At 33.5% G+C, this 13868-nt stretch carries 10 protein-coding genes; 8 read left to right on the top strand and 2 right to left on the bottom strand.

What is annotated here, in order from left to right; genetic code table 11:
• The first annotated feature begins 123 nt into the window (after positions 1–123).
• Together HM982_RS06615 and HM982_RS06610 are read left to right on the top strand one after the other, a co-directional pair.
• Complete coding sequence (locus HM982_RS06615; RefSeq protein WP_179352302.1) at positions 124–2673, top strand: ATP-dependent Clp protease ATP-binding subunit; 2550 nt, start codon at positions 124–126, stop codon at positions 2671–2673.
• Positions 2674–2748: 75 nt separating this feature from the next.
• Entirely contained in the window at positions 2749–3138 is a 390-nt protein-coding gene (locus HM982_RS06610; RefSeq protein WP_179352301.1) for a hypothetical protein, read from the top strand.
• Positions 3139–3150: 12 nt separating this feature from the next.
• Here HM982_RS06610 and hutH read toward each other — a convergent pair whose 3' ends face one another.
• Complete coding sequence (hutH, locus tag HM982_RS06605) at positions 3151–4680, bottom strand: histidine ammonia-lyase (protein ID WP_179352300.1); 1530 nt, start codon at positions 4678–4680, stop codon at positions 3151–3153.
• Positions 4681–4806: 126 nt separating this feature from the next.
• Between hutH and HM982_RS06600 the strand changes: the two genes are divergently transcribed.
• Complete coding sequence (locus HM982_RS06600; RefSeq protein ID WP_179352299.1) at positions 4807–5847, top strand: TlpA family protein disulfide reductase; 1041 nt, start codon at positions 4807–4809, stop codon at positions 5845–5847.
• 64 nt (positions 5848–5911) lie between these two features.
• Here the strand turns inward: HM982_RS06600 and HM982_RS06595 are convergent, their stop codons facing one another.
• A complete protein-coding gene (locus tag HM982_RS06595) occupies positions 5912–7483 on the bottom strand; it encodes an NAD(P)H-hydrate dehydratase (protein ID WP_179352298.1) in 1572 nt (523 codons plus the stop codon).
• 443 nt (positions 7484–7926) lie between these two features.
• On the opposite strand from HM982_RS06595, the gene thrA reads away from it, so the two are divergent.
• The 5 genes from thrA to HM982_RS06570 all read left to right on the top strand — a co-directional run bounded on the left by thrA (position 7927) and on the right by HM982_RS06570 (position 13864).
• On the top strand, positions 7927–10401 hold the full coding sequence (gene thrA, locus HM982_RS06590; protein ID WP_179352297.1) for a bifunctional aspartate kinase/homoserine dehydrogenase I: 2475 nt from the start codon (positions 7927–7929) through the stop codon (positions 10399–10401).
• Positions 10402–10427: 26 nt separating this feature from the next.
• Entirely contained in the window at positions 10428–11351 is a 924-nt protein-coding gene (locus tag HM982_RS06585) for a homoserine kinase (RefSeq protein WP_179352296.1), read from the top strand.
• A 208-nt stretch (positions 11352–11559) separates the two neighbouring features.
• Positions 11560–12849, top strand: coding sequence for a threonine synthase (gene thrC, locus HM982_RS06580; RefSeq protein ID WP_179352295.1), 1290 nt, complete (start codon positions 11560–11562; stop codon positions 12847–12849).
• 39 nt (positions 12850–12888) lie between these two features.
• Positions 12889–13239 (top strand): ribose-5-phosphate isomerase, encoded by a 351-nt coding sequence (locus HM982_RS06575; RefSeq protein ID WP_179352294.1) that lies wholly within the window; start codon positions 12889–12891, stop codon positions 13237–13239.
• A 70-nt stretch (positions 13240–13309) separates the two neighbouring features.
• A complete protein-coding gene (locus HM982_RS06570) occupies positions 13310–13864 on the top strand; it encodes a TlpA family protein disulfide reductase (protein ID WP_218849769.1) in 555 nt (184 codons plus the stop codon).
• The last annotated feature ends 4 nt before the right edge of the window (positions 13865–13868 follow it).

Below are 13868 nucleotides of genomic sequence, written 5' to 3'. Positions count from 1 at the left end.
AGCATACAAGTTACAAATAATTCATTTTTTTAAGGCCTATTTTAAAATTCATTGGGTTTAGGTACAGTTTTTGACCTATAGTCAATATGTTTTTATTATTTTTAAAGCAGAAAGGAATATAATATGGATGATAATTTTTCCCCAAGAGTTAAAGATGTTATTGCTTATAGCAAAGAAGAAGCTTTGCGTTTAGGTCATGATTTTATAGGTACTGAGCATTTAATGCTTGGTCTATTAAGAGATGGCAACGGTAAAGCGATTGATATTTTAAGTGCACTAGACATTGATCTTAACCACCTAAGACGTAAGGTTGAGATTTTAAGTCCGGCAAATCCAAATATCACAACGACCTCTAACGAAAAAAAGAATTTGCATTTAACGAGGCAAGCAGAACGTGCATTAAAAACAACATTTTTAGAAGCAAAATTGTTTCAAAGCACCTCAATAAACACAGCACATTTATTATTGTGCATCTTAAGAAATGAAAATGACCCTACCACAAAGCTCTTAAACAAGCTAAAAGTAGATTATGATAACGTAAAAGAAGAATTTAAATCTATGGCAACTAGCGAAGATGATTATTTAGAAACCCCAAAAGCAGAATCATTTTCTGAAGATGATATGGCTGAAGATGGCGATGCTAAGCAAAACCCATTTGGTGGACAAGCGAGTAAAACAAACAAAAAATCTAAAACGCCTGTTTTAGATAATTTTGGAAGAGACTTAACTGTATTAGCAGAAGAAAACAAATTAGACCCTGTTGTAGGACGAGAAAAAGAAATAGAACGTGTGTCTCAAATTTTGAGTCGAAGAAAGAAAAACAACCCTTTATTAATTGGAGAACCTGGTGTTGGTAAATCTGCCATAGCCGAAGGACTTGCCTTACGTATCGTTAAACGAAAGGTTTCTCGTACCTTATTTAATAAGCGTGTCGTTACTTTAGATTTAGCAAGTTTAGTCGCTGGTACTAAATATAGAGGTCAGTTTGAAGAGCGTATGAAAGCTGTTATGAATGAGCTTGAAAAGAATGACGATATTATTCTATTTATAGATGAAATTCACACTATCGTTGGTGCTGGCGGTGCCACCGGAAGCTTAGATGCCTCAAACATGTTTAAACCTGCTTTAGCAAGAGGCGAAATACAATGTATTGGTGCGACTACCTTAGATGAATATAGACAGTATATTGAGAAGGATGGTGCCTTAGAGCGTCGTTTTCAGAAAGTTATTGTTGAGCCAACTTCTGTTGATGAAACGATTGAAATACTCAATAATATTAAAAGTAAATATGAAGAACACCACAATGTTAACTATACACCTGAAGCCATTGAAGCTTGCGTTAAGCTAACCAATCGCTATATGACAGAGCGTTTTTTACCAGACAAAGCTATTGATGCTTTAGATGAAGCTGGCTCTCGTGTTCATATTACAAACATTGATGTCCCAAAACAAATTCTAGAATTAGAAAAGAAACTAGAAGAGGTCAAAGAAACCAAAAACAGCGTCGTTAAAAAGCAGAAATATGAAGAAGCGGCAAAGCTCAGAGATGATGAAAAACGATTAGAAAAAGAACTTTCTACAGCTCAAGAAAAATGGGAAGAAGAAACGAAACTACACAAAGAAATTGTTACCGAAGATAACGTTGCTGACGTAGTGTCTATGATGACAGGAATTCCTGTTAATAAAATAGCACAAACAGAAATCAACAAATTATCAAAATTACCGGAATTAATTAAAGGTAAAGTTATTGGTCAAGATCAAGCTGTTGCTAAGGTTGTAAAAGCAATTCAGAGAAATAGAGCCGGACTTAAAGATCCAAACAAACCTATAGGTTCATTTATATTTTTAGGCCAAACAGGTGTTGGTAAAACACAACTCGCTAAAGTTTTAGCTCGCGAGCTCTTTGACAGTGATGATGCTTTAGTTAGAATTGATATGAGCGAATACATGGAAAAATTCGCAATTTCACGTTTAGTTGGAGCACCTCCAGGATATGTTGGTTATGAAGAAGGCGGTCAGCTTACCGAAAAAATTAGACGCAAGCCTTATGCTGTAGTGCTTTTAGATGAAATTGAAAAAGCCCATCCTGATGTCTTTAATATGTTATTGCAAGTTTTAGACGACGGTTACCTAACAGATAGCTTAGGTAGAAAAATTGATTTTAGAAATGCAATCATTATAATGACCTCTAATATTGGCGCCCGAAAATTAAAAGACTTTGGAACTGGTGTTGGTTTTGGCACGTCTGCTAAAACAGCTCAAGAATCCGATTACGCAAAAGGAGTTATTGAAAATGCACTTAAAAAAGCATTTGCTCCTGAGTTTTTAAACAGAATTGACGATGTTGTTGTATTCAACGCACTAGAACAAGCTGATATTAGTAAAATCATTGATATTGAACTTGTGAAGCTTATTGATAGAATTAAAGATTTAGGTTATGGACTTGAATTAACTGAAAAAGCAAAAAACTATATTGCTGAAAAAGGATTTGACAAGCAATATGGTGCAAGACCACTAAATAGAGCAATTCAGAAGTATGTAGAAGATGCGTTAGCCGAAGAAATTATTAACTCTAAAATCCATGAAGGTGATACTATTTTAATGGACTTAGATGAAGAGAATAAGACGTTAAATGTTGAAATTAAATCGTCAACTAAGACTACGGAATCATAAACCGATTATACATTTCTAAAAAAACTCCTTCATTTTGAAGGAGTTTTTTTATACCTTATAAAATATTTTTTAATTATGAAAGATTCTCTAATTTCGAAAGACACACTTATATTAGACTTTTGTAAAGTTGAAATTTATAACCATTATGTTATCGTTGAAATAAACGAAGGTGTAAATGTAACCCCTAAATACAATAGAGCACTAATAAAAATCAACGAAAAATACTTTTCTAACCAGCCCTTTGTGTACATCACTAACAGAGTTAACTCCTATTCTGTAGACCCAAAAATTTATCACGATACAGCTCAGATAGAAACCTTAAAAGGTATCACAGTAGTATCTAAAAAATACCATGCTAAAATAAACGCGCAGATAGAAAAAATATTTTTCAATAAACCTTTTGAAATCTTTACTGAGCTAGAAGACGCTGTTAAATGGGCTGATGAATTAATTAAAATTAAATAAACTCATTTAATTTTACTTTAAATCATAATGATTTAAGAATAATTCATCAATTTCAATGTCAAAATCTTTTAAAAATTGAATTGATGCTTCTATAGAATCGTGCAATACTTCATCTGCTTTTATAAACGGCACTGCTTTTCGGTATTGTTCTAAAAAAGCCTCTAATAAAGGTGAAGTTTTCAAAGGGCTTCTAAACTCTAAGGCCTGAGAGGCATTCATTAATTCAATAGCAATAATACGATCTACATTTTTAACTAAAGTATAAGCCTGCGTAGCAGCATTAGCTCCCATACTAACATGATCTTCTTGGCCATTACTAGACACAATACTATCAATACTTGCAGGAGATGCCATTTGCTTATTAGCACTTACAATACTTGCCGCTGTATATTGTGGAATCATAAACCCAGAATTTAATCCTGGATTGTCCACTAAAAACGCCGGCAAACCTCTTAAGCCAGAAACTAATTGAAAAACACGTCGTTCTGATATATTTCCAATTTCTGCCATTGCAATCTTTAGGTAATCTAAAGCTAAGGCCAAAGGTTGCCCATGAAAGTTTCCACCAGAAATAATTAAATCTTCTTCGTGAAAAATATTAGGATTATCCGTAACGGAATTAATCTCCGTTAAAATCACTTTTTCAACAAAATCTAAAGTGTCTTTTGTGGCGCCATGAACCTGAGGAATACATCGAAAAGAATATGGATCTTGTACATGTTCTTTTTCACGCATAATTAGCTCACTTCCTTTTAAAAACTCATTAAAACGTCTAGCCACTTTGCGTTGTCCTGGATGTGGCCTAACGGCATGTACTAAATCGTGAAACGGATCTAATCTACCATCAAAAGCATCTAATGAAACACTAGCAATCATATCTGCCAAAAAAGATGTTTTATGAGACATTAACAATAAATGAACACCATAGGCACTCATAAACTGTGTGCCGTTTAATAAGGCTAAACCTTCTTTAGCTTCAAGCGTAATAGGTTCCCAATCGTATTCTTTTAAAAGTGTTGCGGCATCATAATCCTTCCCATTATGAACCACCTTTCCTTTCCCTAATAACGGTAAGGCTAAATGCGCTAAAGGGGCCAAATCTCCGGATGCTCCTAAGGAACCTTGCGTAAAAACAAATGGAAAAATATCATTATTAAAAAAATCAATCAATCTGTTTACAGTAGCTAACTGCACACCACTATGGCCATAACTCAAGGATTGAATCTTTAAGAGTAGCATCACTTTAACAATCGCCTCTGGAACACGATCACCTGTACCACAAGCATGAGACATTACTAAATTTTCTTGAAGTTGACTTAAGTCTGTATCAGAAATTTTCACATTATAAAGAGACCCAAAACCGGTATTGATACCATACATAGGTTTTTTTTCACGCGCTAATTTTTCATCTAAATAAGATTTACATTTCGTTATACTATTTGCAGACGCTTCAGAAAGTTTTAATTTCTTATTTTGATAGAAAATATTATAAATTGTTACAATATCTAAAGCTTCAGATGAGATGATATGATAATTATCCATTGGCGTAATTTTATACCTCAAAAATTGTGAATAATTTCGGATTCTACAAGGTTTTGTTAATAATTCATTAGTAGTTTCATTTTGCTTTATAATGTTTATTTTTACGGTATAAACAAATTACTTTTTATGAAACGATTATTAATATTTTTTACAGCAATAAGTTTATTTACTTGCAAAGAAGAAGAACCCAAAGATTACGCTACAATTTCTGGAAAAATTGAAAACGCAAACAACAACGATACTTTGAGGGTTTTTCAAGGAAATGTGTTCGAAAAAATCATTACACTTAATGAGGACGGTACTTTTGAAGATACGTTAAAAGTAGCCGAAGGCGATTATACTTTTCAGTATGGTAATGAATATGGTCAAATCTATCTAAAAAATGACAATGTCTCATCTTTTAATACCGATAATGAATCCTTTATAGATTCTATGGAATTTTCAGGTGATGGTTCTGACATCAACAACTTTTCTTTAAAATCTTTCTTAATTTCTAAAACGCATTTTACAGAAGACTTAATCGCTAATGGTACAGAAGAAGACCTTAAAAATGCGCTTAAGGCTTACCAGGATGATTACGAGGCAATTAAAAATAAATATTCTGAAATTGATTCTACACGCGTTGCCAAAATGGATCAAAACATAAAGAATGCTTCCATGCAATTACAGAGATTTATGTCAATGAAATTAGCCACTCGAAATGCATTTCCTAAAGGCTCACCTTCACCTTCTTTTGAAAACTACGAGAATTTTGCAGGTGGTACTATGTCACTTTCTGATTTAAAAGGAAAATATGTGTATTTCGATATTTGGGCAACTTGGTGTGGGCCTTGTATAAAAGAAATTCCTTCACTTAAAAAAGTAGAAGAACAATATAAAGATAAAAACATTGAATTTGTAAGTATTTCTGTTGATGAAGGCAGAGGTTATAAAGGCGATAAGGATGCCGCTTATGAAGGTTGGAAAAAAATGGTAGCCGATAAAGATTTAGGAGGCATTCAACTCATGGCTGATAATGGCTTTACCTCTACTTTTATCAGAGACTATAAAATAAATAGTATTCCTAGATTTCTACTTATAGACCCTGATGGCAACATTGTAAATGCTGATGCACCACGTCCATCAAGCAAAGCATTAGTTTCTTTATTTGACGAATTAGGAATTTAAAATAAAAATGAAACTAAAAAAAGCCTGATTACACGTCTAAGTAATCAGGCTTTTTTTGTTCTTATCAACGCTGTTTTTGCGAGGGCTCATCAGTCGCTTCTGCTTGCTTAGGTTGTTCGGGTTGCTTAAACAAATCGATATAAGCCTCGCCTATCGTCTCTACTATATGACTCGCTATTAAACTTTGATAACCATAATCTTCCACAGAAATATCAGCCGATTTCCCATGCAGGTAAACGCCAAAAATTGTCGCTGCCAATGGCTCGTAACCTTGCGCTACAAGTCCAGATATCATTCCTGTTAAAACATCACCTGTTCCTCCTGTCGCCATTCCTGGATTTCCGGTTGAATTAATATAAAGCTTATCATTATAAACCGTTATAGAATTTGCGCCTTTAACAAGCACAATAAGATTATATTTTTTAGAAAAACCCTTTACTTTTTTCAGCTTATCAAAATCATCAGTCCATTTACCTATTAAACGCTCTAACTCTTTAGGATGGGGCGTAATAATTGTTTTAGTTGGTAAGTATTTTAATAAGGTTTTATTTTTTGACAAAAGATTTAAACCATCAGCATCAATTACAAGCGGTACTTTATTACCTTTTAAAAAAGTATCTAATGCTTTCGCTGTTTTATCTGAGGTTCCCAGCCCTACGCCAAGTCCAATAACCGTAGGTTCTATATCGTAATTAATAGTCGTGATCTGTGTGTCATCACTATCCGTAATTACCATGACTTCAGGGATAGCGGTTTGCAAACTGTGATAACCACATTTAGGTGTATAGGCCGTAACCAAACCTGCACCAGAACTTAAAGCTGCTCTACTTGCTAAATTTACGGCACCAATCTTACCATAACTCCCGCCTAAAATCATCACATGGCCAAAGTTACCTTTGTGTGAGAATTTTTCTCTTGGTTTATAAATTGGTAATACTTCAAGCTTTGTAATCAGTTCTGCTTCAGTGTCTGTTTTCATTAGATAATCACGGTCAATCCCTATATCTAAAACTTCCCATTGTGTGGTAAACTTTGCCGTTTCTGGTAGAAAGAACACCAATTTTGGTGATTGAAAACTCAACGTATAATTGGCATGCACAACAGCTTTTTCATCTTCAACAGCTTTATCTGTGTATAGACCAGAAGGAACATCTACAGCTAACGTAAATGCTTTTGAGGCACTAAATTTTTGAAATAGTGCTTGTACCCAATCATTGGGAGGTCGGTTTAAACCGATACCAAAAATAGCATCTACAATAATATCATCGGTACCAATAGTAAATTCTGAAAAATCGTTCTTACAACTTAACATTATTGGCCAATCTTTAGTTACGTTTTTAACACGGTCATAATTGATTAAAAAATCTTTTGATCGCTTATCACTACAGTTAACAATATAAGTAAACACATTGTATCCATGTGTAATTAGGTGTCTTGCTAATACTAAACCATCACCGCCGTTATTACCTATCCCACAAAAAACATGAATAGGAACTTGAGCGCCTTGCATACGCGCATGAATCCAATTAAATATCTGAATACCGGCACGCTCCATTAAATCTGTAGAAGAAATATTTTGGTGTTCTGTGGTTAACTTATCCCCTTCATAAATTTGGGCTTTAGAAAATAATTTCATTTAATTATATTATTTTATATTTTTCTCACTTGTGACTTACGAGTATTTATTATTAAGAATAATACAGCTTTATCAGACACATTTTAAACGTGAATTTATTTATAGATGTACAAGCTCAATATTAAATTTAACAATAATGAGTTATTTTTCGTATTTGGCTAATTTGTTTAGTTTTTAATAAAAAGATATCGCTTTTTCTAATAATTCTTCAAAAAGAAATAATAAGTTTTTTTATTGTCGTAAAAATAATACATTTGAGTTGTAATGACGAAAAATATACACCTATCAACAAATACATCAGAAATGGCTAATTGCCTAACGATTTCTATGTTTATCATTTCAACGATTATTACCCTTTGGGGTAATTTATAATACATATAATCCATCCACTTTATTGTCTACACTAACAGACAAATACATTTCTCTTTAAAACATATAAACACATGAAAGTACTCAAATTTGGTGGCACCTCAGTAGGTTCAGCCGAAAATATAAATAAAGTCATCTCAATTTTAGATCAAAGTTCTAAAAATACTAATATCGCAGTGGTTGTTTCTGCCGTTGGTGGTATAACAGATAAGTTATTAGAAGCTGCTCATTTAGCTTGTGATAAAAATCTAGACTACAAACAGAAATACAATACCATTTGGTCTATTCATAATACTATTATTGAGGGTTTGTTTTTGAACCCAGAAAACGATGAACCCCTTAAAAAGCAGCAAGAAAGTCTTCATGAGCTTATTTCAGAAAAATTAAATGAGCTCAAAAATCTTTTAAATGGCATCTACCTTATCAATGAATTATCGCCAAAAACTAAAGATAAATTATTGAGTTTTGGAGAAGCGTTATCATCAACTATAATTTTTCACACTTTAAAATCGAGACAATTAGATGCTGTTTTAAAAAACTCTCAAGAATTGATTATTACCGATTCTAGTTTTAATAATGCAATTGTCAATTTTAAAACCACAAATAGCAACATACAGAACTTTTTTAGTGCCAATTCTAATGCCATTGTATTATTACCAGGCTTTGTATCTAAGTCGGTTTTTGGAGAAATTACAACACTAGGACGAGGTGGATCCGATTATACAGCTGCCATTATAGCCGCTGCTATGGAAACTGATGAGTTACAAATATGGACAGACGTAAGTGGTATGTACACTACCAATCCTAAATTAGTAAAACAAGCCGCTCCTATTGTAGAATTATCGTACCAAGAAGCCATAGAGTTATCGCATTTTGGTGCTAAAGTTTTATATCCACCTACGGTAATGCCGGTACTTAAAAAGGAAATTCCGATTGTAATTAAAAACACATTAGATCCTGAAGCCGCCGGAACTACAATTACAAAAAAAATTAAACCTGATGATAATTCACCTGTTAAGGGGATTAGCAATATTGATAATGTGGCGCTTCTAACCTTGCAAGGTAATGGTATGGTTGGTATTCCAGGATTTAGTAAACGCTTATTTGAAGCGCTCGCCCAAGAAAAAATTAATATTATTTTAATTACACAATCTTCTTCAGAACATTCTATTTGTTTTGGTATAGCTGATAGCGATGCGCAACGCGCTAAAGCACTAATTGATTTGGTTTTTGAATATGAAATTCAACTCTTAAAAATTGACCCTATTATTGTTGAGTCAGATTTATCTATTATAGCCGTAGTTGGTGACAAGATGAAGAATCACCAAGGGATTAGTGGAAAAATGTTTAGCACTTTAGGTAAAAACAACGTGAATATTAGAGCCATTGCTCAAGGCGCTTCTGAACGTAATATTTCAGCCGTAATTCATAAAAACGATGTTAAAAAAGCACTCAACAGTTTACACGAGCAATATTTTGAAATTAAGACCAAACAAATCAACCTTTTTATCACAGGTGTTGGTAATGTTGGCGAACGTTTAATTGAACAAATTAAACAACAAAAAGCTTATGTTAAAGAAAACTTTAAAATCAACTTGAGAATAGCCGGTTTGTCTAACTCAAGAACTATGGTGGTTAATGATGATGGCATCAATTTAAAAAACTGGAAAGAAGCACTTGAAAACGGCGAGAAAGCTAGTTTAGATGGTTTCTTTGAACATGCCAAAGAATTAAATTTAAGAAATTCTGTTTTTGTAGACATTACAGCCAACCAAGCTGTTTCTAATATTTACAGTCGTTATCTTAAGGAAAGTATATCTGTGGTGGCTTGTAACAAAATTGCTTGCTCGGGTGATATTGAATATTACAACGAATTAAAAGCCTTATCCAGACAATACAACGCAGCATTCTTATTTGAAACCAATGTTGGTGCTGGTTTACCTGTCTTAGATACATTAGGACATTTAATCACGTCTGGAGATAAAGTCAATACTATTCAAGCTGTTTTATCTGGAAGTCTTAACTTTATATTCAACAATTTTAATGCTGAAACTACATTTTATGATGTTGTTAAACAAGCACAAGAAGAAGGTTTTACAGAACCCGACCCTAGAATTGATTTAAGCGGGATTGACGTCGCTCGAAAAGTTTTAATTTTAGCTAGAGAAAGTGGTCATGCTATTGAGTTAGCGGATCTAAAAAGTGAAAGTTTCCTCACTGAAAAAGCATCAAATTCAGATTCTGTGGATGATTTTTTTGAAACTTTAAAGGAAGAAGAATCCTATTACCAAAGCTTATTTAAATCGGCTCAAGACCATAACTGTCAGTTAAAGTTTGTTGCTGAGTTTAATGATGGTGTTGCAAAAGTTGGACTTCAAGAAATTCCTGAAGGACATCCATTTTACAATCTAAAAGGAAAAGACAATATCGTAATGTTTTACACACAACGTTACCCTGAGCAACCTATGATTATTAAAGGTGCAGGTGCTGGAGCAGATGTTACAGCTTCAGGATTGTTTGCAGATATTATAAGAATCGCTAATAACTAGACGACCGCTTTTAGCGGCAAATGAATATGGAAAACGAAATTAAAATATTTTCGCCTGCAACCGTAGCTAACGTGGCTTGTGGCTTTGATGTACTCGGTTTTTGTTTAGACACCATTGGTGATGAGATGGTCATTAGAAAAACGGAAGAAAAAGGCATCAGAATCACAAAGATTGAAGGCTATGATTTACCCTTTGAAGCCGAAAAAAATGTTGCTGGAGTTTCTGCTTTAGCGATGTATAAAGATTTAAAGCCAGATTGTGGATTCGAAATTGAAATCTATAAAAAGATAAAACCCGGAAGTGGTATTGGTAGCAGTTCGGCAAGTGCTGCAGGAAGTGTTTTTGGAATGAATGCTTTATTAGGCTATCCGTTAGACAAAACAAAACTGACTTATTTTGCCATGAAAGGTGAAGCTTTAGCCAGCCAATGCGAACATGCCGATAATTTAGCACCAGCTATTTTTGGTGGATTCACACTCGTTAAAAGTGCTAATCCTTTACAAATATTAGAATTACCAACACCTTCAGATTTATATGCAACCTTAATTCATCCTCAAATTGAAATTAAGACTTCCGAATCTAGGGCTATTTTACCCAAAGAGATTCCGCTAAGTAACGCTATTGCACAATGGGCCAATGTTGGAAGTTTGGTGCATGCATTGCATACTTCAGATTATGATTTAATAAAGGATGCTTTAAATGATGTGGTAATAGAACCTTATCGTAAGCAGTTAATTCCGCACTTTGATGCTGTAAAAAACGCTGCTTTAAAAGCAGGCGCTTTAGGTTGCGCAATTTCAGGTTCTGGACCTTCAATTTTTATGTTGAGTAAGGGGAAAGCAGTCGCTGAAGCTGTAGAAGAAGCAATTAAAAATGTATATTCGGAAACAGCTATTGCATTTGAAACCTATGTTTCTAAGATTAATACTGAAGGGATTCAGGTTTTATAATAAAATGACTGATGTCTAATAACAAAAGAAGGGCGCTTTAAATGAAAAATCTAAAATAAACAGAAATTATATTTCTGAAGAAATTTTATTAAATTATACAACTCTGCATTTCACTTAAGAAACAAAATGGCAGCGTTTAAAAGAAATATTAACTAAAAAAATGAATTCGGCAGTCTATCATTAGTCTTCCGTATTCTGTCTCTACATTATGAACTATTATTCTTTAAATAAAAAAGCACCTCATACAACATTCGAAGATGCTGTAGTAAGAGGTTTAGCACCAGACAAGGGCTTATATTTCCCAGAATCAATTACACCGTTAGACCCTTCTTTTTTTGAAACGATTGAGGACAAATCGAATACCGAAATAGCTTTTGAAGCGATTAAGCAATTCATTGTACCAGAGATTCCTGAAGATGTTTTAAAATCTATTATTGAAGACACGTTGAGTTTCGATTTTCCGGTTGTAGAAATCAACGAAAACATTTCATCTTTAGAGTTATTTCATGGTCCTACGATGGCATTTAAAGATGTTGGCGCTCGTTTTATGGCGAGATGTCTGGGTTATTTCAACAAAACCAATACTAAAGATGTTACAGTATTAGTGGCGACTTCTGGAGATACAGGAGGTGCCGTTGCTAATGGATTTTTAGGCGTAAAAGGCGTAAATGTTGTTATCCTTTATCCGAGTGGTAAAGTGAGTGATATTCAAGAAAAGCAGTTAACGACACTCAAAAAAAACATTAAAGCTTTGGAAGTTGATGGTGTTTTTGACGATTGCCAAGACATGGTTAAAAAAGCCTTTACAGATAGAGAATTAACTGACAAAATGCAGTTAACCTCTGCAAACTCTATAAATATTGCACGTTGGTTACCACAGCTCTTCTATTTTATGTTTACTTATAAAAAACTAAAATCGAAACACAAAGACATTGCATTCTCTGTACCAAGTGGAAACTTTGGCAATATTTGTGCGGGTATGGTCGCTCAAAAATTAGGTTTACCTATCAAACATTTTATCGCTGCAAATAACGCCAATGATACCGTTGTGAATTATATGATTTCACAAACCTATACTCCTAAACCATCCGTTCAAACCATTAGTAATGCTATGGATGTTGGTAATCCTAGTAATTTTATAAGAATTCAAGAATTACACAACAATGATTTTGAAGCTTTAAAAGCTAATTTGTCTTCGTATAGTTATACTGACGAAGAGACAAAAGAAGCACTTTTAGAATTATATAATGATTATACTTACGTTGCTGATCCTCATGGTGCTGTTGGTTATTTAGGTGCTAAAGATTATTTAAAAAATAATGACGCACATGTCGTATTTTTAGAAACAGCGCATCCTACCAAATTTTTAGATATTGTTACCGATATTATTAGACAAAATATAAGCTTACCACCTCAGATTGAGTCTGTAATGCACAAGAAAAAAAAGTCTACAAAAATTAGTACTTATGACGAATTAAAACAATTTTTATTAGGCTAATTCTTGTTTAAAGTTTCATTATGAAATTATAATATAATCATGGTAAAAACGCTTTATACAATTTATGTCATAGAGTTATCTAAACGTGTGTTCACGGAAAACACAAAGTTTAGAAAAGCCAACCCACAGTTCAACGGTGTTTTAGAATGTTTATACGTCGGTATGACCTCTAAAACACCAAAAGAACGTTTTCTTCAGCATAAAACAGGACATCGTAACAAGAAAGGCTATAAAATCTCAGCAAATATTGTTGAAAAATATGGCACCTATTTACGACCGAGTTTATTCAACCACATCGATCCGTTTTTTACACGCGCAGAAGCTTTGAAAGCGGAAGAGCAAATAGCCCTAGAATTACGGCGAGAAGGTTATGCTGTTTGGTTTAATTAAAAAAAAAATCATTTTAGATTAAACCTTTTGTTTCACATAGCGTCTAACAAAAATAATTAAAATCCAAATTTTGAATTTATTTACAAGAAAGCATCGTATTCAAGCTAACAAATCAATATTATTTTCACTTCTTATCTTCTGCTTTTGCATTAGTTGTAACAACACAAACTCAGCTAAAGACACAACTACTAAAAAAAACGTTGACCTTAATCAAGACATCCCTGTTTACGATTTCAGTGAATTTGAACCACTAATTTACACTGAATCCGATAAAACCTATATCGTTAATTTTTGGGCGATGTGGTGTGCGCCTTGTGTTAAAGAATTGCCATACATTGAAGCATTTTCGGCGAAACACCCAGATGTAGAAGTCATATTGGTGAGCTTAGATTTCCCAAAAGATATTGACACAAAACTTAAACCTTTCTTAAAGAAAAAAAACATAACACAAAAAGTTGTACTATTGGATGATCCGGATGCTAATACATGGATAGATAAAATAGATCCTAACTGGTCTGGTGCCATTCCTTTTACCATTATGTTTAACAAAAACAATCGTTTATTTTACGAGCGTTCTTTTGAAAGCTTGGAAGACTTAGAAAACCAAATAAAAAGACTAAATTAAAAAA

This window comes from Winogradskyella vidalii, from assembly GCF_013403955.1.
In the GTDB taxonomy this organism is placed as follows: Bacteria; Bacteroidota; Bacteroidia; order Flavobacteriales; family Flavobacteriaceae; genus Winogradskyella; species Winogradskyella vidalii.
This window is presented reverse-complemented; position numbering and strand designations above follow the sequence as displayed.